The following is a 22,679-nucleotide window of genomic DNA, read 5'->3' as shown; positions in this document are numbered from 1 at the left end:
GGAAGCGCTGCAAGGCGTTGAGCTAACCGGTACTAATGGCCCGTGAGGCTTGACCATATAACACCCAAGCGGTCTGCCGATGGCAACCGACACGACGGATACGCGAGACGCATCTCGTCAGCATGATTCACCGTTTTTCGCCTGACGACCATAGCGTACGGGAACCACCTGATCCCTTGCCGAACTCAGCAGTGAAACCGATCAGCGCCGATGGTAGTGTGGGGACTCCCCATGCGAGAGTAGGTCATCGTCAGGCACCTATTCCGAGAAAACCCCGAGCTCATAAGAGCTCGGGGTTTTTTCATGTGGGCTCAGAAATTGTTGATCGCGCCGGCTCGTCCGGTCAACTGGTTTGGGGTGCCGGGAACGGGGCAGGGGCGGGGTAGCCAGATCATGCGTGAGCTACTAGGGTGTATGCCGGTACACGTGCAATGGATTCCGATATCTCAGGAGGAGATGATCATGAAAAAGAGAAACATGCTGCGCAAGCTTGGCCTGGCCCTGCTGATTGCCATGCTGGGGGCCGGCCTGGCCGCCTGTGAGGAGGAAGGACCTGCCGAGCAGGCGGGGGAGAACATCGATGAGTCGATGGAAGAGATGGGCGATGGCGTCGAAGAGATGGGCGATAATCTGGAGCAGGCCGCGGAAGACGCGCAGAACTGATTTCAGCATCGTGACACGAAAAAGGCCGGGCAATGCCCGGCCTTTTTGCGTTTCGGTTCGGTTCGAGGTGCGGCGAGCGATCAGCTCGGGTTCTGCTCGATGCCCTGGAGGTACCAGGGCGCGTCGTCACGTAGCTGGCGAATCAGGTGCCAGGTCTCGTTGAACTCGGTCTCCTCGCCGTTCTCGGCGATGATGCCGTGGAAGATCACCGTGGCCTCTGCCTGCTGGCCGACCTCGCGAATATCCCCCAGCTCGGCGAACAGGCGCACGATCTCGGTGCGGTTGTTGGCCGGCTGGCGATCCCGCTCCTCGCGCAGCAGATTGTAGAGCTCCGGCGTCACGTACTCCTGAATGCCGGCGAAGTCGTTGTTGTCCCAGGCGCGCTGCAGGGTCATGAAGTGCTCCTTGGCACCGCCCAGGAAGCGCTCGCGGTCGAACCACTCGGGCTCCGAGGCGAGTCCACTGCCCATCGGCGCGCTCGCGGCCTGGAAAGCCTGGGGGCGGGCTGGGGCCTCCTGGGGACCGGAGCCGCCTGCCGTGGCGGTCCGGCGACGGCTGGCAAACAGCCGGAAGAGCAGGAAGGCCACGCCGGCGACCAGCAGGATATCCATCAGGCGAAGCTCATCGAAGGCGCCGCCGAAGAACAGCGCGGCGAGCAGACCACCGGCCAGCATGCCACCGAGCATCCCGCCCAGGCGAGATTTCGGGCGGGTCTGGGTGGTGCGGTTGCCGGCGGCGTCTCGGCTGGTGGTGGCGGCGGGCTGCTGCACGCTGCGCGACTGGCTGCCGAAGCTTTTGCCGCCGCCCATGCGGCGTGCATCGGCATGGTCGACGGCGAGGCCGAAGCCCAGCACGCCGACCATGAGCATGACGAAAAGGTGACGCATCAGGGGGAATCTCCATCGGGGAAGGGGTGGGGTGATACGGGAAAAAGTCGGAAGTCTCCATTCTAGCGACTATGCTGGTCGGCCACGACAACTAACCGCGCCACCACAAGGCATCAAGGAGTCCGTTCATGCGCCTGTCACGAGAGAAGAGCCTGCTGCTGATCGTCGACCTGCAGGCCGGCCTGCTGCCGGTCATCGAACACGGCGAGCAGGCGGTCACCGAGGCGGCCTGGCTAGGGGCGCTGGCCGGCTCCCTGGAGGTGCCGGTCTGGCTCACCGAGCAGTATCCGCAGGGGCTGGGGGGCAGCGAGCCTCGCCTGCTGGAGGCGCTGGTTGATCATCGCCTCTGGCAGAAGCTGCATTTCGGCGCCCATGACGAGCCGGCCTTCGCCGAGGCCCTGGCGCAGAGCGGCAAGCGTCAGGTGATACTGTGTGGCGCCGAGGCGCATATCTGCGTGATGCAGACCGGGCTCGGCCTGCTCGAGGCTGGCTATGAGGTCTATTGGCTGGTCGAGGCGACCGCCAGTCGTCGCGCCGGGGAGGCGCGGCTGGCGAGAGAGCGGATGACCCAGGCCGGCGCGGTGGCGGTGAGTGCCGACATGGTGGCCTACGAGTGGCTGCAGCGCTGCGACGACGAGCGGTTCAAGCAGGCCCATCGCCGCTTTCTCAAGGGGCGTTCGGCGCGCCCCCTGACGTTTACGTGAGCGTTTTGCTGAGTGGGCTCAGGCGGCCCCTTCGGCACGGGTGAAGACCAGGGTGTCGCCTTCGGAGAGCGCCGCGTTGAAGGCGTAGCCGGCCACGTCGAAGTCCTTCAAGCCCTCGGGGTCGTCCAGGCGCTGACGGATCATCCAGGCGGCCATCAGGCCGCGCGCCTTCTTGGCATAGAAGCTGATGATCTTCAGCTTGCCGTTCTTCTCGTCCTTGAAGACCGGGGTGATCACCCGGGAGGCGAGCCGCTTGGTGTCGATCGCCTTGAAGTACTCGTTGGACGCCAGGTTGATCAGTACCGGGCTGCCGCTGGCGGCCACGGCGCGATCGAGCTCGGCGGTCAGCGTCGCCTTCCAGAAGGCGTAGAGATCCTTGCCCGCGGGGTTCTCGAGCCGGGTGCCCATCTCCAGGCGATAGGGCTGGATCAGGTCCAGGGGGCGCAGCAGGCCATAGAGGCCGGAGAGGATGCGCAGATGCTCCTGGGCGAAGGCGTTGTCTCCATCATCGAAGGCATCGGCCTCTAGTCCCACGTAGACGTCGCCCTGGAAGGCCTGGGCGGCGGGCTTGGCGTTGTCCGGGGTGAAGGGCGTGTGCCACTCGGCGAAGCGAGCGGCATTGAGCCCGGCGAGCTTGTCACTGATGCCCATCAGCTCGCTGAGTCGCTGGGGCGAGTAGTCCCGCAGTATCTCGATCAGCGCCTGGCTCTGCTCGAGATGATCCGGCTGAGTGTGCCGGCTCGTGGTGGCGGGGGTCTCGAAGTCCAGCGTCTTGGCGGGCGAGATCACGCTCAGCATGGGGGCGCTCCTATGGCAAAAGGGTGGCCTGACGGCGATGGCAGCCAGTATATCAAGTCGCCTGCGTGCCATGGGCTATCGGGCAGATAGCCCCTCCTCGACGCGCCTTGCAGGCGGCGGCCGCAGGGCCCCGGCGGCGCGACAAACTGCCGGGGTTGAGTCGCCGACGGGGCGAGCGTATGCTTGCCCTCCCAAAGCCCCGGCGGAGCCCGGAAGGCCATCGTTTATTGCCAGGAGGGATGCCGGACACAGGGCGTGACCGGCTTCCCTCCGCTTCACTGGACGCAGGGTAGTTGCCATGCCAGAGGCATCCTCACTGTTCACCCGGCTCGAATACCGGCTTGCACAGCAGCTGTTCCATATTCGCTGGCTGCCCCGGTCGCCGCGAACGCAGCGCCTGACCATGCACCTCTTCCAGCGCTGTGCCGATGCCGGGCATCCGGCGGCGCTGGCCCAGTACGGTCACATGCTCTTCCATCGTGGCGTCAGTCCTCAGGACAAGGCTCGTGGGGCGCGTTACGTGCTCGAGGCCGCCCAGGCCGGAGATGCCAAGGCGCAGTATCAGGCGGGCCAGATCCACGAGCACGGCTGTGCCCAGTATCCGCGGCGCGATGACCACGCCGTGACCTGGTACGCGCGTGCGGGCGAGGCGGGCCATCCCCTGGCGGCGACCCGCCTCGCCCGGGCCTATCGCCATGGCGAGCTGGCCCTGCCGGTGGATGCCGAGAAGGCCGGGCACTGGCAGGCTCTGGCCGATCGCCTGGCCGGCTTCGACGATTCGCAGGCTGCCGTCATGCCGGGCGCCGCAGTGGACAAGGCCGGAGGCGAGACGCGACACTAAGCCTTTGCCGCGACGGCACCGGTACTTCGACCAAGGACTCTCCCGCCCGTGACGCTACCCACACTGCTGGATATCGAGGCGTCCGGCTTCGGGCGCGGCAGTTACCCCATCGAGATCGGCCTCGCCCGCGCCGATGGCAGCACCTGTGCCTTCCTCGTCCAGCCGCTGGATGAGTGGACGCACTGGGATCCTAAGGCCGAGCTGCTGCACGGCATCAGCCGCGGCCGGCTGCAGCGCGAGGGGTATCCGGTGCGCCAGGTGGCGCGCTGGCTCAACGACGAGCTCGGAGAAATCGGCATCGCCTACAGCGACAGCTGGGGCTACGACAACACCTGGCTGTCGCTGCTCTTCCATCATGCCGGCATGCTGCCGGCCTTCCGCCTGGAAGCCCTGCGCATCCTGCTGAGCGAATCCCAGCAGGCGCAGTGGAGTCGCACCAAGGAAGCCCTCATCCTCGAACAAGGCATCCATCGGCATCGCGCCGGGGAAGACGCCCGCCTGCTGCAGCTTACCTACCAGCGCACCCTCGAGCTCGATGCCGACGCCTGAACCTTCAGGCGTCACGGTCCAGCCGGTCCTCCAGGGCATCCAGCAGCTCAACGGGGTCGGTGGCATCGATCAGCTCGGCTCGGGTCCGGCCGTTCAGGAATCCCTGTTCCACCGTGCTGTCGAGGAAGGTCAGCAGCGGGGCATAGAAACCGGCGGTGTCGAGCACGCCGATGGGCTTGTCGTGCAGGCCGAGATACTGCCAAGTCCAGGCCTCGAAGAACTCCTCAAGGGTGCCGATGCCGCCGGGCAGGGCGATGAAGGCATCGGCACGGGCGGCCATGCTGGCCTTGCGCTCGTGCATGTTGCGCACCCGCACCAGCTCATTGAGGCCGTGGTGGGCCTGCTCGCGCTCGACCAGGTGGTCGGGCATCACCCCGATCACTTCGCCGCCGGCGGCCATCACGGCATCGGCCAGGCGGCCCATCAGGCCGACACGGGCGCCGCCGTAGACCAGGCCGTGGCCGCGGCGAGCCAGCGCCTCGCCAAGCCGCTCGGCGGCCTCGAGGTGTTGCGGGTCGCGGCCCTCCCGGGACCCCAGGTAGACGCAGAATCTCGACATGCTCTCCTCCTTGGCAGGGCCATTATCCTAGCCCGTCCTGCCGCGGCACCGGAAGGGCCGGTCCGCAAACGCGAAGGGCGCCTCAAGGGCGCCCTTCGTGGTCGTGGTGGCCGGCTCAGCGAGCGCCTGAGGCGTCGCGCTTGATGGCCTGGCGCAGCAGCTTGATGCCCACGCCGCTGATGACGATCATGCTGGCGATCAGCGCGAGACTGGCAATCACATGGGTGTCCAGGTACATCCGGGAATTCTCCTTATGTTATCGGAATCGTGTCGTCGGGGACGGTGTCGCGGGGGTGATGCGATCGGCTCGGAGCCGGCGTCACGGCAGGCAGTCGGCGACGCCATAGTGTTCGTCGAGCCACTGGCCGATGACGTTCTCGCCGCACAGGTGGTGCGCATACTGTGTGTGCAGGCAGCGGACCTGGTCGCGGTTGGCGATCCCGCCGATGCCGCGCGCGGTGAGCACGCCATCATACCCGAGGCGGAAGACCTCCGCCTTCTGCGCCTCGCTCATGTAGTTCCAGCGCGCCGCCACGTAGGCATCGTGGCTGCGGTGGTAGGCGGTCAGGAAGTCGGGGTCTTCCTGCAGGCGGGTCTCCAGCTGCTTGATCACCCCGGCGGCCTCGATGTGCGAGATCTCGACCTTGAGCCGCTCCGAGCTGAGCCAGTAGAGCGTCGGGAAGGGCTTCCCATCGACGATGGGGGCCATGCGCAGCACCAGCGGAGTGCCCTCGCCATCGGTGGCGGCCAGGGCCTCGATGCCGCGGGGCGCGCGGCCGAGCTGCTCGGCGATGATGGCCAGCTGGCGCTCATCAGGGGCCTGATCGGTTCGGATCACCATCGTCGTTGTCCCGTACAAACTTGTTCGAGTGCCCCACGGCCAGGAAGAAGGCGCGGTTGAGCTGCTCGGGGGTGGGCACGTAGCGCCATTCCCGCTCGCAATACTCGCCGGCCCTTGCCATCAGCACGTCGTAGAGGCGGTTGAACGGCGCATCATAATCGTAAGGGTCGGCGCCGAACAAGCGGATGTGCGGATAGTCGGCGAAGCGGTCGATGAAGTAGCGCTTCAGGTCGGCTTCGACGGCGCGGTGGCGAGGAGTATCGTCCGGGTCCAGCCAGAGGGTGTAGCGGATGGCCATGGGGGCTCCCGTGGATGGAGGGCTGTGGGGATATGACAGCGGCGGGCCGAATTTGGCTCGGGGCGATGCGCATGGGCCTCGGCTCAGCGCCGCGCCAGCGGGGCCTCGCGGGCGCTGGTGAGGCGCGCCAGGTCGCCCGGGGCGAGGCGGATCTCGAGCCCCCGCCGGCCGCCGCTGACGTGGATCGTCTCGAGGCGCCGGGCGCTCTCATCGAGGAAGGTAGGCAGGCGCTTGCGCTGGCCCAGCGGGCTGATGCCGCCCACCACGTAGCCGGTGGCCCGCTCGGCCTCGGCGGGATCGGCGAGGCTCGCCTTGCGCGCCCCGGCGGCTCGGGCCAGGGCCTTGAGGTCGAGCTGGCAGGGCACCGGCACGATGGCCACCGCCAGGCGGCCGTCGTCGAGGCGGGCGAGCAGGGTCTTGAACACCTCGTCGGGCGGCAGGCCCAGCGCCCGGGCGGCCTCTTCGCCGTAGGCGGGAGAGCGCGGATCGTGCTCGTAGCTTGCCAGCTGGAAGGCCACGCCGGCTTTCTCCAGCATCTTCACGGCCGGGGTCATGCGTCTGCCGGCTCCTCCTGGCGATGGGCTTCCAGGGCCTCGCGCAGCTCTCCCTCGATGGGCACGGCCTGCTTGGTCGCGTGATCGAAATGCACCATCACGGTGTGGCCGAGGTTGGTCAGCTGGCCCTCCTGGCGCGCCTCCTGGCTCACCGTGAAGGAGCTGTTACCGAGCCGCGAGATATAGGTGCGGATCTCGATCTCGCGGCCGTACTGCAGCTCGGCCCGGTAGTCGACCTCCATGCGCGCCATGATCAGCCGCCACTTGCGCGGGTCCAGGTCCGGCGTGAAGAGTCGGAAGAGGTCGTTGCGCGCCAGCTCGAACCAGGCCGGCAGGCGGGTGTTGTTGACGTGCCCCAGGGCATCGGTGTCGTAGAAGGCGGGTTCCACGGTGCGAACGAACATCGGCGGTTTCCTCGTGAGCGTCTCGGAGCAACAGCTTTGCCCCGAGCAAGCGCTCGGTCAAGTGCCGGTGCTGGGCGATCGGGTCTGGCGCGCGGCGAACCAGGCCTGCAGGCGGGTCCAGGTCAGCAGCCAGGCGGTGGCGACGACGAAGCCGGCCAGGGTGCCGGCCAGCAGCCCGAAGCGCTCGTAGGTGAGCGAGACGCACAGCGCGTAGCAGAGCAGCGAGCCGAGCCCGGCCGGGTAGTGCTTGATCACCGTGGCTACCGGCGCCGCGCCGTGGGTCAGGTGCAGGATCACCAGGAAGGGATACATGGTCACCGGGAAGGCGGCCATGACCCCGGCCCAGGCGGCCGGCATCACATGGGCGAGGCCGGTGATTAGGAAGATGATGCCGGCGGCCAGGGCGGCCCGCAGCCCCAGTGCCGCCCAGCTGAAGCCGCCCCGGGGGCCGGCCGCGGTATCGGGGACCCGCCGATAGAGCCGGATGAACAGCGCGATCGCCGCCAGGGTGGTGAGGGTGCCGGTCAGTCGCGTGAACTCCACCTGGGTCAGCAGCAGACTCACTCCCAGCCAGGCCACGAAGCCGCCCGCGCTGCCTGCCAGTACCCCGGGCAGGCCATCGCGCCGGGCACATAGCAGGTAGCCGCCTCCCAGCGCCAGGGTGGCGCTGAAGCCGGCCAGGGTGTGCACGGCGCTCTGGGTGGCGAAGGCCGGCGAGATCTCCAGGCCGATGAAGAACAGGGCGATGGCGGTGCCCAGGGGGTAGCCGGAGAGCAGGCCGGCCACGCGGGTGCTGACGCGCTCGGCGATCATCGAGAGGCCGAGCACCACGCCGATGGAGACCACAAGTTTAGCCAGCTGCCAGGAGAGGGGAACGTCCATATCGTATCTGGGTCCTTATCATCAGGGTAAGACGAGTCGTCGAGGAGACGTGCCATGGCCGGTCATGAACTCTCGCCCCCGCCGCGGCCCGAGGCCTGCGAGCTCTGCGAGCGGGCGGCACCGCTGACCAAGCACCATTTGATTCCGCGGGCCCTGCACGGCAAGGCCCGCTACCGGCGCCGCTTCGACCGTGCCGAGCGTCTCACTGCCATCCTCTGGGTCTGCCACGCCTGCCACCGGCACATCCACGCGGTGCTCTGCGAGCGCGAGCTGGCCGAGCATTATCGCAGACGCGAGGCCCTGTTGGCCCATCCGCAGATCCAGACCTTCGTGGCATGGCTCTCCACCAAGCCGGCGGGGTTTCGGCCCAAGAAGCGAACCGTCCGCCGCGGCTAGCGGGGCAGGGCGGGCTTTACGCAGGCATCAGATCAGGCTCAGACCAGACGCAGGCCCTTGAGGTCAGTCCAGGCGGCCCTGAGCGCGGCGGCCAGCGGTTCGCGCAGGTGCTCGGGCAGCGCCTGTTCGGCGGCCTCGACGCTCTCGACATCGCGGTTGCGCAGCCAGCAGTAGGCCCAGGCGCAGGCCTCGTCGTCGCTGGCCGGCACGGGGCGGGCGGGCATCTGCACCAGCAGGAAGGTGGCGGTGCGCGCCGCCCACAGCGGCGGCTCCTCGCCGTCGGCGCGGCTCCAGTCGTTGAGCGTCTCGCCGCTGGGGGTCTCCTCCGGCAGGCCGATGCGGGTTACCCGGGCGCTCTCGGCGAGCAGCAGCGCCAGGCGATCGGCATCGCCCTGGCCGAGTGTCAGCCACTGGGCGACCAGGTCGGGCAGGCCGCGGCGCACCTTGGCATAGAAGCCGTCTTGCGGCATGGTCTTGGTCATCTTGTTGGCCTTCTGGGAGCGGGAACTGCACATGGAATTCGATTTTGCCACGCCCGTCGATCGTCGCCACCCTCCCGAGGGCGACTGGCCCTCGCAGAAGTGGCATCGCTACGGCGAGGACGTGCTGCCGCTGTGGGTCGCCGACATGGACTTCGCCTCGCCGCCGGCGGTCATCGAGGCGCTGCAGGCGCGGGTCGCCCACGGTGTCTTCGGGTACGGCCAGGTGCCCGAGAGCCTCAAGCAGGCGGTCTGCGACTGGAGCGTCGAGCACTATGGCTGGGCCATCGCGCCGGACTGGCAGCTGTGGCTGCCGGGCGTGGTGCCTGCCCTGCACCTGGCGAGCCTGGCGCTCACCGCGCCGGGGGACGGGGTGCTGACGGTCACGCCCATCTATCCGCCCTTCCTGCGCGTCGCCGAGCATACCGGCCGCCTGCCCCAGCAGGCGGCGCTGAGGGCGCCGGGTGCCCCCGGGGAGCCCTGGCGGCTCGATCTCGAGGCGCTGGAGGCGGCGATCACCCCCGAGACCCGGTTGCTGCTGTGGTGCCAGCCCCACAATCCCACCGGTCGCGTCTGGACGCGAGAGGAGCTGGCGGGGCTCGCCGCGCTGGTCGAGCGCCACGACCTGCTGGTGGTCTCCGACGAGCTGCACTGCGACCTGCTGCTCGACGAGGGGGCCCGCCATGTTCCCCTGGCCGCCGCCTTCCCTGGACTGGCCTATCGCACCCTGACCCTCTGGGCGCCCTCCAAGACCTTCAACCTGGCGGGGCTCACCGCGGCCTGCGCGGTGATTCCCGACGCCGGCCTGCGTCGGCGATTCGCCGCGGCGGCCAAGGGCCTGCAGCCGGACGGTAACGTGCTCGGGCTGGTGGCCGCCGAGGCGGCCTATCGCCATGGCGAGCCTTGGCGTCAGGCGCTGCTCGAGACGCTGCGCGACCACCGCCGGCGGCTGGTCGAGCGGGTGGCGCGCTGGCCGGGGGTAACCCTGAGCGCGCCCGAGTCGACCTACCTGGCCTGGCTGGACCTGCGCGAGGCGCCCGCCCTGCAGGGCACCGAGGCATCCCCCCAGCGCTGGTTGCTGGAGCACGTGAGCGTCGCGCTCTCCGACGGCGCCGACTTCGGCTGGCCGGGCTTCGTGCGGCTCAACTTCGGTACCACGGCGGCTCAGCTGGAGGCGGCCCTGAGTCGGCTCGACGGCGTGCTGAAGGGCTGAATCGCCGCGCTCCGGCGTCGGCAAGGCTCAGACGACGACGGCCGCCCCATGGGGTGGCCGTTTTCGCAAGATTCGCTCGTCGAGCCCTTTGCGACATGAGCCCTTTGTGGGACGGGCTCGGGCGATCGGTGGTTCAGTAGAGTTGGGCGAAGAGCTTGCGGCGGTAGGTGACCGTCAGCGGATGATCGGCGCCCAGGGCGTCGAAGGCCTGCAGCAGGGTGCGACGAGCGGCATCCTCACCGTATTCCCGGTCGCGCTTCATCAGGGCGAGTAGGGCCTCCAGGCCGTCCTCGTACTGGCCATCGGCCAGCTGACGCAGGGCGCGCTTGAACTGGGCTTCGCTGTCGTCGCGTTCGCCCAGGGCGGCCAGCTCCTCGGCGGAGGGCGCCTGCTCGCCAAAGGCGATGCTGGCACGAACGCCGCGCGCGGGGGCAGCATCGCGCTCCTCCGGCGGCAGGTTGTCGAGCAGCTCGCGGGCCTGCTCGGCCTCGCCGTCGGCCACCAGGGCGCGGGCCAGTTCCACCTGGTAGGGCGTGTGCTGGGGATACTGCTGGATGAGCTCCTGATAAATGCTGCGGGCGGTGGCGGCATCGCCGGCGGCCAGGGCCTCGGCGGCCTGGTCCTCGGGCGTCTGGGGCGCCTCCTCCGGGGCCGGGAAGTAGCGGCCCAGCCACTCGCGGACCTGCTTCTCCGGCAGGGCGCCCTGGAAGTGGTCGACCAGGCCGCCCTGGCTGATCAGCTTGACGTCGGGCGCGCCTTGCACGCCCAGCTGGGCGGCGATCTCCGGCTCCTGATCGATATCCAGGCGACCCAGCAGGAAGGTGCCCTGATATTCCCGGGCCAGTTTTTCCAGCACCTGGCTCAGCTGTTGGCTCGCCGCCTCGTTGCGGCTGCCGCAGTCGAGCAGGACCGGGACCTGCATGGAGGTCTCGAGCAGCTGTTGGATGTTGCTGCGGTCGACGTCGAGGATGACATCGGCCTGCTGGCCGTCGGCGGGCCCGGCGTTGCTATCTCCGGCGGGGGTGTCGGTGGTGAGCGGCTCACCGGTGCGGGGGTCGACGATGGGCATGGTGACTAGCCTTGATCCGGGATGAGTTTGCTCAGTAGATGCGGGTCGCCGGCGGCGACTTCAAGGGCTGATCGAAGGATGGGGTCACGTCAGAGAGGGTGTGCGAGCACAGTGGCGGACACAACGAAAAAAGGCGTATCGTCCTGGGACGATACGCCTTTCTCGAAATTGGTAGCGGGGACCGGATTTGAACCGATGACCTTCGGGTTATGAGCCCGACGAGCTACCAGACTGCTCCACCCCGCATCAACGTGGAGCGTATTCTACACGGAGTTCTCCTTTAGTCAAGGATCGATTTCCAACGCTCGTCCCAGGGCCGGTCCCTGGTCCATACTCGACTGGCGTCACAAAAATGACTGTCCAACAACTCATAATGGTCATGCTGGTGGTGGCCCGCCGGGTCACCCCATGACGATGTCATTCATATCAGGGAGATAGCCAATGACAAATCAAGCACCCGTCGCCTGGGTCACCGGTGGTACTGGCGGCATCGGCAGCGCCATCTGTCGTACGCTGGCCTCACAGGGCTATCTGGTGGTCGCGGGATACCACAATCCGGAGAAGGCGAAGGCCTGGCTGGAGACTCAGAAGGCCGAGGGCTATGACAACATCGCCCTGTCCGGCATCGATCTCACCGACTACGATTCCTGCGTGGCCGGGGTGAAGGAAATCCGCGAGGCTCACGGTCCCGTCAGCGTCCTGGTCAACTGCGCCGGGATCACCCGCGACGGCACCATGAAGAAGATGTCCCCGGACCAGTGGAACGAGGTGATCGATACCAACCTCAACAGCGTTTTCAACACCTGCCGCAGCGTGATCGAGGACATGCTGGAGCAGGGCCATGGCCGCATCATCAACATCTCCTCCATCAATGGTCGTAAGGGTCAGTTCGGCCAGGTGAATTACGCGGCGGCCAAGGCAGGGATGCACGGTCTGACCATGTCACTGGCCCAGGAGACCGCCACCAAGGGGATCACCGTCAACACGGTGTCGCCCGGCTATATCGCCACCGACATGATCATGAACATTCCCGAGAAGGTGCGCGAAGCCATCCGCGAGACCATTCCGGTCAAGCGCTACGGTACCCCGGAGGAGATCGGTCGTCTGGTCGCCTTCCTGGCCGACAAGGAACAGGGCTTCATCACCGGCGCCAACATCGACATCAACGGCGGGCAGTTCATGGGCTGATCGCTCACCGCTGCAGCAGACTCGCCGTCGGTGATCCCGGCGGTGAAGAGAAGAACGCGAGGCCTCCGCCTCGCGTTCTTGTGTTTTGACAGGGGGTGTCTCGACGGAGAGTCGTCTCAGGGCGGCGGCCGCTCGGCGAGGATCTCGAGCATTCGGTCGAGCTCGCCGACCTCGCGTTCCCAGGGCTGCTCGGGCATCGGGCCGTTGGCGAGCAGCTCGCCGAGCAGCTGATGGAGCTCGTCGGCGCGGGAGTTCGTCTGGCCCATGTTTTCGTTGAGCCGCTCCACCTGAATCGCCAGGCGCAGTGGATCGTCGCGGTGCTGGACGCGGCCGCCGGCCAGCAGGGAGAGATGGGCGCGCAGGCGGGCGAGCCTCTCCTGGGCCTCGCCCGGGGTGCCGGCCTCTCGGGCGGCATTGCGCGCCTCGTGGGCGCGACGCAGTGCCGACGGCAGATCGAGGTCGCGGGGCAGAGATATCTCCTCGGCGGGACCGCCGGCCAGGCGCCGGGCATCGGCCTGCAGGTGCGCCGTGAGCAGCGGGCGGATGGCCTGCCAGCGGTTGGCCTCCTCGGCCAGGGCCAGGCGGTCCAGGCGCTCGCGGCGGGCCCGCACGATGCCGCTCCAGCGGCGACGCATGCCCTCGGTGCGCCGACCGGAGGGCAGTGGCTCCAGCGCCGTGGCCTCGCGGACGGCCTCGTCCAGCTTGTGGGCCTCTTGGCTCTGCGTGGGATGCCAGGCGTCCAGTCGGTCGATCAGTGCCTGCATGGCCTCGAGCCGGGCGCGGTTGCGCTGGGCCTGATCATCGCGGGCGGCCTCGCGGCTGGCGAAGATGTCGTCGCACAGCGCGCGGAACTCTCGCCACAGGGTCTGCTCCTCGCCCTTGGGTGCCCGGCCCAGCGCTCGCCAGCGTCGCTGCAGGGCCTTGGCCTGGTCGGCCCGTTGGCCGGGCGGCAGGTCGCGTGCCAGCAGCTCGCGCGTCTCGTCGATCAGTGCCCGCTTGGCTTCGGCGATCTCCCGCGCCCGCCGATCGATCAGCGCCTGGAGCTCGTGGAGAATGCGCCCGAAGCGTCGGCCGATCGGTTCGGCCTGGTCGCGGGGCACCGGGGCGAGGCGACGCCACTGCTCCCGCGCGCGGTCGCGGATCTCGCGCAGCCCATCAGGGTCGGCTTCATGGGCAGGCTGCTCGAGCAGCGTCTCAAGCTGCTCGCACAGCGCCAGACGAGCCTCCAGGTGGCGCTGCCGCTCGGCCTGCTGGCGCTCTCGCCAGGGGGCCAGGCGTTCCTTGATGCGATCGGAGGCGGCGCGGAAGCGGGCAGAGAGTTCGCGATTGGCGGCGGCGTCACCCAGCGCCTTCCACTCCTTGACCAGCTGGCGATGGCGACGGTCGAGTTCGGCCTCGTTCATTTCAGTCTGCTCGGCCAGCGCCTCGATGGCCTGGCACAGCTGATCGCGCTTGGGTCCGGCCACGAAGCCGCGCCAGTCGCGAAGCTCGGCCAACCGCGCCGCCAGGCGCTTGAGACGAGCCTGGTCGGCGGGTGGGAGGGGCCTGGGCAGCTGCTCGGCCTGTTGGCGCAGGCGCTGGTGGAGACGGCTGGCGCCCTTGAAGGCGCCGCGCTCCAGCAGGCCCTCCAGCTGGTCCAGCTCCTCGTTGAAGTGGGCGAGCCGGGCGTCAGGCTCGCCACCGTCGTCCTGGGCCTCTCGAGCCAGGTGCTCTCGGGCGCGCGCCAGCAACGGCGTCGGCGCCAGTCGCGCCGGCCAGCCACAGGCCTCGATCAGGGCGCCCAGTCGATCATCGTCGCCTTCCGCCAGCGCCTGCTCGATGGCGTCGGCGCGTTCGTCCAGGCGCACCCGGGCCTGGACGATCCGTTCGTAGTCGGCGAGTGCCGTATCATAGCGGCGGCGCAGCGCCTCGTCGGCCAGGTGATGGTCAGAGAGGGCCTGCCAGCGGCTGGCCATCAGGCGCTTCTGGGCGCGCAGGCTGGCGATGTCCTGATCGGTGAGCCGCTCACCCTGATGCAGGCCCTCGAGGCTCTCCTCCAGCGCCTCGACGAGGGATTCTCGGGTCTGGTCGGCATCCTCGCGCCGGCGGTGGTCGGCATGGCGGGCATGCTCCTGGGCCTCGTGGTCGCCGATGATCTTGCGACAGCGCTGGCAGGCATCCTGGTAGCGGCGCTCCTGGTGGGCATCCGCCAGGTCACGCAGCTTCACCCACTCGCGCATCAGGTGGCGCAGGCGGCCGGCATAGAGCGGCTCCCAGGGGCCATGGGCATGGCGCTCGAGTTTCTCCAGCAGCGCCTCGCGCTCGGCACGGGCCGCCGTCAGGGAGGCGGCGTCGGCGCGTCGTCGATTGAGGCGCTCGCGAGCCTGGCGGGCCACCTGGCGATCACGCCGGGCATCATGGGCCAGCCGGGCGAGGCCCGCCTCGCTCTCGACCCGCGCGGCGGCGGCATGGCGCACCGCGGCGATGCCGTTGTCGCAGGCCTGGCGGACCAGATCTTCCTCCGCGTCGAGGCGGGCCAGCGCCGCCAGGCGCAGCTGCTGGTTGTCGCCCTGCAGGGCCAGTTCGTTGAGCAGCGCTCGATCCTCGAGCCGCTCGACCAGTGCGATACGCGCCTGAAGGTCGTGATGGCCGCGGCGACCGGTGAGCAGGGCGACCAGATGCCGCCTGAGTTCGGGGGAGGCATCCGGCCGCTCGCTTAGCGTCAGCAGGCGTTCGGGATCGTCGATCGCCTCCAGGGCGGCTAGGCGCACGCCGGCATCGGGGTCCAGGGTCAGTTGCTCGAGGGTGCGGCGCTGGTCGTCTCTGGAGGGGTCGAGGCGCGATACGGCCTGACGGCGCACCTCGGGGGCCGGGTGCTTCCAGCGCGGGGCGAACAGGCGGCGAAGGAGTCCTGACATGGGGCATCCTGACGAGGAGAGCGCGCCCGGAGGGGGCGCGAGATGATCATTATTATCGGAAAAAACGGCGTGAAACTTGAGTCTCTCGTATCTAAGCACGTGACGTGGCGGCAGAAAAGGCTCGACGCCGGCGGGGTGTGGCCGCTAGGAGACACTGACAATGCGCGCCTATGTCCTTATGATCGGTTGCAGGGTTGCAGTCACTCGCTTAGCTTTGAGCTGTACCCCGATCATCACCCTACGCGGAGTTCGGCAATGAGTCTCAATGTGGACAGGGACAGTATGGCCTTCACCTTCAAGGGGGGAATGCTGCCGATGACGGTCATGGAACTGACCAGTGCCGACCCCGAGCGCATTCGCGAGCAGCTGGCGAGCAAGCTCAGCCAGTCGCCGGCCTTCTTCCAGCACACTCCGGTCGTTCTCAATGTGGAGAAGCTCGACGAGCCGCACCTGGCGCTCGAGCGCATCTGCGCGGTGTGCCGCGCCCACAAGCTGTTGCCGGTGGCTGTGCGCGGCGGCCCGGATCCGGTCAAGCAGTCGGCCTGGGCCCTGGGGTTGGGCTGGTTCCCCCCCCAGGAAGCGTCGCGTCCGCGCGCCCTGGAGAGCGTTGCCGACGCTGCGCCTGCCGGTGATGGCAAGCCCGACGCGCCTGAGGCGGTCGCCACCGAGGCTCCTCCCGGCGCCACCGCGGGGGGGCGTATCTATCGCGGCACGGTGCGCTCCGGCCAGCAGGTGACCGCCCCCGAGGGCGATCTGGTGGTAGTCGGAGCGGTCAATGCCGGGGCCGAGGTGCTCGCTGCCGGCAACGTTCACGTCTATGGTGCCCTGCGCGGGCGGGCACTGGCCGGCATCCACGGCGACGACAAGGCCGGCATCTTCTGCCGCGAACTGCATGCCGAGCTGCTTTCAGTGGCCGGTAACTACAAGCGCCTCGAGGACATCGATCCGCGCCTGCTGGGCACCACCGTTCAGGTTCAGCTGTTCGACGGCCAGCTGAGCATCAAGTCGCTGGACTGATGTCGGCCAAGCGCGTGGCGGCAAAGTTCACGCCCGCGTTATTTTTCCTCATGACAAGACAGGATGTGACATTTGGCCAAGATCATCGTTGTGACCTCCGGCAAGGGAGGGGTCGGCAAGACGACCAGCGCAGCCGCCATCGCCACCGGGCTGGCGCTGCGTGGCAAGAAGACCGCGGTCATCGACTTCGACGTGGGTCTGCGTAACCTCGATTTGATCATGGGGTGCGAGCGCCGCGTGGTTTACGACCTGGTTAATGTGATTCAGGGCGAGGCGGGGCTCAATCAGGCGCTGATTCGCGACAAGCGGGTCGATAATCTGCATATCCTGCCGGCCTCCCAGACTCGCGACAAGGAAGCCCTGACCCAGGAGGGCGTCGAGAAAGTGCTCGATACCCTGAATCAGGACTTCGACTTCATTATCTGCGACTCCCCGGCCGGCATCGAGCGCGGCGCCCAGCTCGCCATGTACTTTGCCGACGAGGCAATCGTGGTCACCAATCCCGAGGTCTCCTCGGTGCGTGACTCCGATCGTATCATCGGCCTGCTGGCATCCAAGACACGGCGCGCCGAGCGCGGCGATGATCCCATCCGGGAGCATCTGCTGATCACTCGCTATAATCCGGGCCGGGTCGACCTGGGGGATATGCTGAACCTGGATGATATCCGCGAGATCCTGGCCATCGACCTGCTGGGCCTGATCCCCGAGTCCGAGGCGGTGCTGCGGGCCTCCAACCAGGGGGTGCCGGTTACCCACGACGACAGCAGCGATGCCGGCCAGGCCTACGCCGATACGGTGGCCCGGCTGCTCGGCGAGGAGGTGCCGCTGCGCTTCCACGAGTACCAGAAGAAGGGCCTGTTGAGCCGCATGTTTGGAGGAACCCGCCGGTGAAGTTGCTCGATTTCCTCAAGCGAGAGCGCAAGAAGTCCGCGTCGGTCGCCAAGGAGCGGCTGCAGATCATCGTGGCCCACCAGCGCACCCAGCGAGGGCAGCCTGACTACATGCCGCTGCTGGAGAAGGAGCTTTTGGAGGTGATTCGTCGCTACGTGCAGATCGATGACGACGCGGTCAACATCACCCTCGACAGCGAGGACAACTGCTCGGTGCTGGAGCTCAACGTGACCCTGCCCAAGGCGTGAGCGGGCCTCGTGCTGCTCCCGATCACATCGCGGGAGCAGGGCCGGCGGCTGAGCCGGTCGAGGCGCTGTGGTAGGCTGGGCCGCTGAATCCCTGCCTTCGGAGAGCTCGCCCATGGCGCAGTCGAAAGCCGCCCCGCAGACCTTCCTGTGGCACGACTACGAGACCTTCGGTGCCGATCCGCGCCGCGATCGTCCCTCGCAGTTCGCGGCCATCCGTACCGATGCCGAGTTCAACGAGATCGGCGAGCCGCTCGAGTTCTTCTGCAAGCCCGCCGATGACTTCCTGCCCCATCCTCAGGCCTGCCTGATCACCGGGATCACGCCGCAGCAGGCCCGCCGTCGCGGCCTGCCGGAGGCCGAGTTCGCCGGTCGCATCGAGGCGGCCATGAGCGAGCCCGGGACCTGTGCGCTGGGCTACAACAGCCTGCGATTCGACGACGAGGTGAGTCGCCACCTCTTCTATCGCAACCTGCTCGATCCCTACGCCCGGGAGTGGCAGAACGGCAACTCGCGCTGGGATCTGATCGACGTCGTGCGCGCCTTTCACGCCCTGCGCCCCGAGGGTATCGAGTGGCCGACCCGCGACGACGGCGCGCCGAGCTTCAAGCTCGAGGACCTGACCGCCGCCAACGGTATCGCCCATGCGGGCGCCCACGATGCCCTGGCGGACGTGCGCGCCACCATTGCCCTGGCGAGGCTCCTGCGCGAGCGTAACGCCCGCCTCTTCGACTACCTGCTCGGCCTGCGCGGCAAGCGCGCCGTCTCCAAGCAGCTTGACCTGCCCAGCCGCAAGCCGGTGCTGCACATCTCGCGGCGCTATCCGGCCAGTCGCGGCTGCAGCGCCCTGGTGATGCCGCTGGCCGAGCATCCCTCCAATCCCAACGGGGTGATCGTCTTCGATCTGTCGATGGATCCGACTCCGCTGATGGAACTCTCGCCCGAGCAGATTCGCGAGCGGGTCTTCGTCAGCAACGACGATCTCGCGGAGGGCGCCGAGCGCATTCCGCTCAAGGTCATCCATATCAACAAGTGCCCGGTGCTCTTCCCGGCCAGCGCGCTCAAGGATGTCTCGGGGCCCCGCCAGGGCGAGTACGGCGAGATCGTCGAACGCCTGGGGCTCGACCTGGCCGCGTGCCGCGAGCACTGGAAGCGACTCGCCGCCCGCCCTGAGATCGCGGCGCGTGTCGCCGAGGTGTTCGCCGCGCCCCATCCCGAGCCGCCCCATGATCCCGACCTGATGCTCTACGCCGGCGGTTTCTTCTCGCCGACGGATCGCCAGCAGATGCAGCGGGTGCGCGAAACCGATCCCTGGGATCTGGTGGGGGCGCGCTTCGCCTTCCAGGATCCGCGCCTCGAGGAGATGCTGTTTCGCTATCGGGCCCGCAGCTATCCCGACACCCTGGAGAGCGAGGAGCAGGCGCGTTGGGAGGCCTTCCGTTGGGAGCGCATGAACGACCCCGCCGTCGCCAGCCTCACGCTGAAGGACTTTGCCCGCGAGATCGAGCGGCTCAATGGCGCATCGCTCGCCGATCGCGACCGGCAGGTGCTCGAGGAGCTGGTGATGCACGTCGAGTCGATGATGCCGCCCCAGGCCTTCGGCTGACCAAGCCCCTCCTTCGTGATGATCAACGAACAGCGCCCGGCCAGGTGGCCGGGCGCTGTCGTCTCGGGGGTTGAGGCCCCGGGTCAGTCATCGTCCTCGGGCAGCGGCGCCAGGTGCCGGCTCAGGGCCAGCACGTCGCTGGGCTCATCGCCCGGATCGAAGCTGACGCGTGCCACGGCGCTGTCGCCCAGGGCCGGCCAGGCCTGGCGCAGTTCGTCGGCCGTCACCGTCAGGGCGCGCTCGGCGAGACGCCGGTGGCGGTCGAAGCCGGTGTCGCCGTTAGCCAGCGCGCGCCACAGGCGGTTGGTGCGCCCGGAGAGGCTGGTATCGCGCTGCATCAGGGCATCGTGCACTGCCTGGCGATAGGCGGCCAGCGCGTCGTCGTCGAGCGCTTCGAGGCGCTTGGCGAAGTCGTCCAGGAAGGCGTCGATATGGCCCTGGATCGCCTCGCTCTCGGTATCGGGGGATTGGACCAACAGGCTGATGCCGGGGGCGTCCAGCATGGGCGAGTAGCCGGCATTGACCACGTAGCCCAGCTGCTCCTCGGTGCGCAGGCGCTGGTAGAAGGGGGTCTCCAGCAGCTGGCCGAGCACCGCCAGGCGAGCCTGGCTCTTAAGCGAGCGATCCGGCCCCTGCAGGTAGCGCAGCACCAGCGAATCCTCCCGGGTAGTGGTGGGAATGAGCTCGGGGAGATCCTCTGCCTGCAGCGGGGTGAGGTCGGGAATGGCCTCGCTGGGTAGGGTCGGGGCGAGCGCCTCGGCCACCTGCCGGGCCTCGCGGCCGGCGAGCTCGCGCGTCAGGTTACCCACCGCCATCGCCTCCAGGTGCAGCTCGGCGAGGAAGCGCTGGCGGAAGTCGCGCAGGTCGGCGGTCTCCAGGTCGCGGCTCGCCTGAAGCAGCGCCTCGGTAGGCCACTGCGGGCGCACCAGCGCCTCGGACAGGGTGCGGTGAGCCTGGCGGTAGAGCGCATCCTGCGGAGCGTTGCGCCACTCGCGCTGGAGGCGGTAGCGCACCCGCTCGAAGGTCGCCTCGTCGATGGTCGCGTCCTCGAGCTGGGCGATGACCCGTTCGATCAGGCGCTCCTGGCGATCCCGCCAGCCGGAGAACGACAGGGTGATGCCGCGGGCGTGGGCGTAGGCCTCGAAGCGGTGGCCGGCCAGGCGTGCCGGATAGAGGGTCTCGTTGAGGCTGTCGACGAGCCAGCCGGCGAGCAGCCGGGAGAGCGCCGCCTCGCGGGCCTCGCGGCTCGCCGCGGGGTGCTGGAGGCTGAAGCGCCACTCCACCTGGGGGGTGTCGAAGGTGGCATCCGCCATGTGCCAGAAGTCGAACCCCGTCTCGTCGATGGCCAGGCCCGGCACCTCGTCCTGGCGCTCGATCAGCTCGAGGTCGGCGGCGATGTAGGGGTTCGGCTCGGGCAGGGCGATGCCGGGCAGCGGCTCGCCTTCGTCTTGCATCGCGACCTCGCGCCAGGGGGTGTCGAACCAGGGCGAGACGGCGTCGCCCTCGACCTCCGGGCCGCTATAGAGGCGCAGCAGCCGGTTGGGGCGCAGGCCGTCGAGCCACTGCTCGATCAGCGCGCGATCGAAGCCGTCGTGGCGGTAGGGCGCGATGTTGACGTCCTCCAGCGGGTAGCGCGACAGGTTCATGGCCAGGCGGATGGCGTCGCCCTGGGGCGCGCCGTGCTGCTGGAAGCGGAACTGCTGGTCGGCCAGGCGCGCCTGCTCCTCATAGCGCCAGGCCTCGAGACCTTTATCCCGAATGCCCTCGATGGCGGAGAACAGGCTCGCCTGGACGCGCGGCAGCGCCTCGGCACCCTCGGGCGTCAGGCTGATGTCCACGGCGAACAGCGCCCGGCGACCATCGCCGCGGGTCACCCCGGCGGAGAGGCCGTCGGCCCAGCCCGCCTCGCGCAGCGCCGCGAGCAGGCTGCCTTCGCCCTCGTGGCCGAGCAGGTGAGCCAGATAGTCGGCCGGCTTGTGGCGATAGGCGGTCTCGGGGTCGGGCACCGGGAACAGGAAGCTGACTCGCTGACTGTCGCGCACCGACTCGAGCCGCACCGCGCGCGGCAGGCTCTGCTCCTCGACCAGCGGGGCCTCGATGCTTGGCCGGGCGAGGCCGCGGTCGGGCACGCCGGCGAAGCGCTCGGTGATCAGGGCCTCGAGCTCCTCGAGGGGCTGGGGCGCCACCACCGCCAGGTGCATGACGTTAGCGTCGTAGTGCGCCTCGTAGAAGTCGATCACGCGCTCGCGCAGGCTCGGCTCTCCCGCCGGCCGGTCGGCCAGAGTCTCGCGGCTGCCTATCGAGAAGCCGGTGGCGGGGTGGGCGGGGTTGAGCAGCTGATCGAGCACGTCCTGGGCACGGCGGCCGTCGTCGCGCAGGCGCGCCTGGTATTCGGAGTGCACCACGTTGCGCTCGCTCTCCAGGCGCTCGGCGTTGAACAGCGGCGATACGAAGAAACGGCTGAAACGATCCAGGGCGCCGGCCAGGGCGTCGGGCTCGATATCGAAGAAGTAGTTGGTGTCGTAGGGCGCGGTGAAGGCGTTGTGGCTACCGCCGTGACGCGTCAGGTAGCCCTGGTAGGCATCGGGCTCGGGATAGGCGTCGGTGCCGAGGAACAGCATGTGCTCGAGGTAGTGGGCCAGGCCGGCGAGATCCTCGGGATCCTGGGCGCTGCCCACGTCGACGTTCAGCGAGGCCGCGGCCTTGTCGGCCTCCGGGTCGCTGACCAGCAGCACGCTCAGTCCGTTGTCGAGGGTCAGGGCGCGGTAGTCGCGATCGTCGTGGGGGCTGACCTTGGGCGAGACGCTGGCGTTCACGGAGTCGGCGCGGGCGGTCAGGCCCGTCAGCAGGGCCGCGGCAACGGCCAGCCAGGCGAGCAGATGGCCCGGGTAGCGGCAAGAGGCAGGCAAGGCGTTGATCATCATCGCTCCTGTGGGACGGAATGGCGCAGCATGGGGCCGGTGGGATGGGCGCAGGTCGGCTCCTGGCAGGCTGGGTCGTTGACCTTCCTTGATACCATGAAAGCGCCCAGGAGTTCCGCGGAGGCGGGGCCGAGCAGGGCCTGAGCCTCGCTAGGCGGTGTCTGCGGATCGAGCCAGCGCTCGGCCTGGTCGGGCGCAATCACCGCCGGCAGGCGGTCGGTGATGGGCGCCAGCAGGGCGTTGGTCGGCACCGTGATCAGCGCCATGGAGTCGTGGTGCTGGCTGAGGCTGGTGTGAAAGCGACACCAGATCCCGGCCAGCAGCAAGGGGCCGCGATCGACGCGGGTGACCAGGAAGGGCTGCTTGAAACGCGGCTGTGGCTTCCAGGCATAGACGCCGCTGACCGGTACCAGACAGCGCCGGGCCGTGAAGGCCTCGCGAAACATGGGGCGCGTCTGCAGGGCCTCGGCCCGGGCGCAGTGGGGCGCATGGTCGAGCACCTTGAGCCAGGGGGGCGTCAGCCCCCAGAAGGCCGTCACCAGCCGCGGCCGCCCGGCATCCAGTCGGATCATCGACAGGGGGCGGCGTGGCGCCAGGTTGGGGCCGGTGATCAGGGCGGTCTCGGCGACCAGGTCGGGCAGCAGGCGCTCGAGGTCGAGCGGGGCGATGTGCAGTCGGCCGGCCATGGGGACTCCGAGTGGATGGAGCGTCAGGGTAACCAAGTCCATGGGCGGAGAAAAGCCGCGAACGCGGCGCGATCCGGCCGCCGCTTGCATC

General features: G+C 68.5%; 25 protein-coding genes, 1 tRNA gene and 1 rRNA gene. 12 read left to right on the top strand and 15 right to left on the bottom strand.

The features are described 5' to 3' along the window. Positions 1 to 140: 140 nt before the first annotated feature. Positions 141 to 256: ribosomal RNA gene (gene rrf, locus BM388_RS10720) — 5S ribosomal RNA — on the top strand. 206 nt (positions 257 to 462) lie between these two features. Next, entirely contained in the window at positions 463 to 663 is a 201-nt protein-coding gene (locus BM388_RS10715; RefSeq protein WP_217641055.1) for a hypothetical protein, read from the top strand. A gap of 80 nt (positions 664 to 743) precedes the next feature. Here BM388_RS10715 and BM388_RS10710 read toward each other — a convergent pair whose 3' ends face one another. Next, positions 744 to 1,550, bottom strand: a complete 807-nt coding sequence (locus tag BM388_RS10710) for a Tim44 domain-containing protein (RefSeq protein ID WP_089849971.1) — start codon at positions 1,548 to 1,550, stop codon at positions 744 to 746. A gap of 128 nt (positions 1,551 to 1,678) precedes the next feature. On the opposite strand from BM388_RS10710, the gene BM388_RS10705 reads away from it, so the two are divergent. After that, positions 1,679 to 2,254 carry an isochorismatase family protein gene (locus tag BM388_RS10705; protein ID WP_089849969.1) on the top strand — a complete coding sequence of 192 codons (576 nt, stop codon included), beginning with the start codon at positions 1,679 to 1,681 and terminating at the stop codon, positions 2,252 to 2,254. Positions 2,255 to 2,272: 18 nt separating this feature from the next. Here the strand turns inward: BM388_RS10705 and yaaA are convergent, their stop codons facing one another. Beyond that, a complete protein-coding gene (gene yaaA, locus BM388_RS10700; RefSeq protein WP_089849968.1) occupies positions 2,273 to 3,052 on the bottom strand; it encodes a peroxide stress protein YaaA in 780 nt (259 codons plus the stop codon). Between the two features lie 298 nt (positions 3,053 to 3,350). Here yaaA and BM388_RS10695 point away from each other — a divergent pair, with 298 nt between their 5' ends. Continuing rightward, positions 3,351 to 3,893 carry a tetratricopeptide repeat protein gene (locus tag BM388_RS10695; protein WP_089849966.1) on the top strand — a complete coding sequence of 181 codons (543 nt, stop codon included), beginning with the start codon at positions 3,351 to 3,353 and terminating at the stop codon, positions 3,891 to 3,893. 48 nt (positions 3,894 to 3,941) lie between these two features. Continuing rightward, positions 3,942 to 4,442, top strand: a complete 501-nt coding sequence (locus BM388_RS10690) for a hypothetical protein (protein ID WP_089849964.1) — start codon at positions 3,942 to 3,944, stop codon at positions 4,440 to 4,442. Between the two features lie 4 nt (positions 4,443 to 4,446). Here the strand turns inward: BM388_RS10690 and BM388_RS10685 are convergent, their stop codons facing one another. The 7 genes from BM388_RS10685 to BM388_RS10660 all read right to left on the bottom strand — a co-directional run bounded on the left by BM388_RS10685 (position 4,447) and on the right by BM388_RS10660 (position 7,980). Next, positions 4,447 to 5,001, bottom strand: a complete 555-nt coding sequence (locus BM388_RS10685; RefSeq protein WP_089849962.1) for an LOG family protein — start codon at positions 4,999 to 5,001, stop codon at positions 4,447 to 4,449. Positions 5,002 to 5,116: 115 nt separating this feature from the next. Next, on the bottom strand, positions 5,117 to 5,239 hold the full coding sequence (locus BM388_RS18180) for a hypothetical protein (RefSeq protein ID WP_281245186.1): 123 nt from the start codon (positions 5,237 to 5,239) through the stop codon (positions 5,117 to 5,119). Between the two features lie 81 nt (positions 5,240 to 5,320). Next, a complete protein-coding gene (locus BM388_RS10680) occupies positions 5,321 to 5,842 on the bottom strand; it encodes a DUF501 domain-containing protein (protein WP_089849961.1) in 522 nt (173 codons plus the stop codon). Continuing rightward, a complete protein-coding gene (locus BM388_RS10675; RefSeq protein WP_089849985.1) occupies positions 5,814 to 6,140 on the bottom strand; it encodes a hypothetical protein in 327 nt (108 codons plus the stop codon). Before BM388_RS10675 ends, BM388_RS10680 begins: the two co-directional genes overlap by 29 nt. A gap of 83 nt (positions 6,141 to 6,223) precedes the next feature. After that, entirely contained in the window at positions 6,224 to 6,694 is a 471-nt protein-coding gene (gene ybaK / locus BM388_RS10670; RefSeq protein WP_089849959.1) for a Cys-tRNA(Pro) deacylase, read from the bottom strand. Next, positions 6,691 to 7,098, bottom strand: coding sequence for an acyl-CoA thioesterase (locus BM388_RS10665; protein WP_089849957.1), 408 nt, complete (start codon positions 7,096 to 7,098; stop codon positions 6,691 to 6,693). Before BM388_RS10665 ends, ybaK begins: the two co-directional genes overlap by 4 nt. 57 nt (positions 7,099 to 7,155) lie before the next feature. Continuing rightward, positions 7,156 to 7,980 (bottom strand): hypothetical protein, encoded by an 825-nt coding sequence (locus BM388_RS10660; RefSeq protein ID WP_089849954.1) that lies wholly within the window; start codon positions 7,978 to 7,980, stop codon positions 7,156 to 7,158. A gap of 54 nt (positions 7,981 to 8,034) precedes the next feature. Between BM388_RS10660 and BM388_RS10655 the strand changes: the two genes are divergently transcribed. After that, the gene (locus BM388_RS10655; protein ID WP_089849952.1) at positions 8,035 to 8,376 is read left to right on the top strand and encodes a hypothetical protein; all 342 of its coding nucleotides are present in this window, start codon (positions 8,035 to 8,037) and stop codon (positions 8,374 to 8,376) included. A gap of 38 nt (positions 8,377 to 8,414) precedes the next feature. On the opposite strand, the gene BM388_RS10650 is transcribed toward BM388_RS10655, so the two are convergent. After that, on the bottom strand, positions 8,415 to 8,846 hold the full coding sequence (locus BM388_RS10650) for a hypothetical protein (protein ID WP_089849983.1): 432 nt from the start codon (positions 8,844 to 8,846) through the stop codon (positions 8,415 to 8,417). Between the two features lie 43 nt (positions 8,847 to 8,889). Between BM388_RS10650 and BM388_RS10645 the strand changes: the two genes are divergently transcribed. Continuing rightward, the gene (locus BM388_RS10645) at positions 8,890 to 10,068 is read left to right on the top strand and encodes a MalY/PatB family protein (RefSeq protein ID WP_089849950.1); all 1,179 of its coding nucleotides are present in this window, start codon (positions 8,890 to 8,892) and stop codon (positions 10,066 to 10,068) included. 133 nt (positions 10,069 to 10,201) lie between these two features. On the opposite strand, the gene BM388_RS10640 is transcribed toward BM388_RS10645, so the two are convergent. Together BM388_RS10640 and BM388_RS10635 are read right to left on the bottom strand one after the other, a co-directional pair. Beyond that, positions 10,202 to 11,137: a co-chaperone YbbN gene (locus BM388_RS10640; protein WP_089849948.1), complete on the bottom strand. Its 936-nt coding sequence runs from the start codon at positions 11,135 to 11,137 to the stop codon at positions 10,202 to 10,204. Positions 11,138 to 11,306: 169 nt separating this feature from the next. After that, positions 11,307 to 11,383: transfer RNA gene (locus BM388_RS10635), tRNA-Met, on the bottom strand. 195 nt (positions 11,384 to 11,578) lie between these two features. Between BM388_RS10635 and phbB the strand changes: the two genes are divergently transcribed. Beyond that, positions 11,579 to 12,325, top strand: coding sequence for an acetoacetyl-CoA reductase (phbB, locus tag BM388_RS10630; protein ID WP_089849946.1), 747 nt, complete (start codon positions 11,579 to 11,581; stop codon positions 12,323 to 12,325). Between the two features lie 116 nt (positions 12,326 to 12,441). Here phbB and BM388_RS10625 read toward each other — a convergent pair whose 3' ends face one another. Further along, positions 12,442 to 15,222 carry a DUF349 domain-containing protein gene (locus BM388_RS10625; protein ID WP_089849944.1) on the bottom strand — a complete coding sequence of 927 codons (2,781 nt, stop codon included), beginning with the start codon at positions 15,220 to 15,222 and terminating at the stop codon, positions 12,442 to 12,444. A 255-nt stretch (positions 15,223 to 15,477) separates the two neighbouring features. On the opposite strand from BM388_RS10625, the gene minC reads away from it, so the two are divergent. The 4 genes from minC to sbcB all read left to right on the top strand — a co-directional run bounded on the left by minC (position 15,478) and on the right by sbcB (position 18,981). Next, complete coding sequence (minC, locus tag BM388_RS10620) at positions 15,478 to 16,239, top strand: septum site-determining protein MinC (RefSeq protein ID WP_089849943.1); 762 nt, start codon at positions 15,478 to 15,480, stop codon at positions 16,237 to 16,239. Between the two features lie 72 nt (positions 16,240 to 16,311). Further along, positions 16,312 to 17,130 (top strand): septum site-determining protein MinD, encoded by an 819-nt coding sequence (gene minD / locus BM388_RS10615; RefSeq protein WP_089849941.1) that lies wholly within the window; start codon positions 16,312 to 16,314, stop codon positions 17,128 to 17,130. Beyond that, positions 17,127 to 17,378 (top strand): cell division topological specificity factor MinE, encoded by a 252-nt coding sequence (minE, locus tag BM388_RS10610; RefSeq protein ID WP_071944062.1) that lies wholly within the window; start codon positions 17,127 to 17,129, stop codon positions 17,376 to 17,378. Before minD ends, minE begins: the two co-directional genes overlap by 4 nt. A gap of 112 nt (positions 17,379 to 17,490) precedes the next feature. Beyond that, a complete protein-coding gene (gene sbcB / locus BM388_RS10605) occupies positions 17,491 to 18,981 on the top strand; it encodes an exodeoxyribonuclease I (protein WP_089849940.1) in 1,491 nt (496 codons plus the stop codon). Between the two features lie 83 nt (positions 18,982 to 19,064). Here the strand turns inward: sbcB and BM388_RS10600 are convergent, their stop codons facing one another. Next, entirely contained in the window at positions 19,065 to 21,902 is a 2,838-nt protein-coding gene (locus tag BM388_RS10600; RefSeq protein WP_245781527.1) for an insulinase family protein, read from the bottom strand. Continuing rightward, positions 21,902 to 22,588 (bottom strand): SOS response-associated peptidase, encoded by a 687-nt coding sequence (locus tag BM388_RS10595; RefSeq protein ID WP_089849936.1) that lies wholly within the window; start codon positions 22,586 to 22,588, stop codon positions 21,902 to 21,904. The genes BM388_RS10600 and BM388_RS10595 overlap by 1 nt, the downstream gene beginning before the upstream one ends. Positions 22,589 to 22,679 lie beyond the last annotated feature (91 nt).

The organism is Halomonas saccharevitans (assembly GCF_900116405.1).
In the GTDB taxonomy this organism is placed as follows: Bacteria; Pseudomonadota; Gammaproteobacteria; order Pseudomonadales; family Halomonadaceae; genus Halomonas; species Halomonas saccharevitans.
The sequence above is the reverse complement of the archived record's forward strand: the minus strand, read 5'-3'. Positions and strand labels throughout refer to the sequence as shown.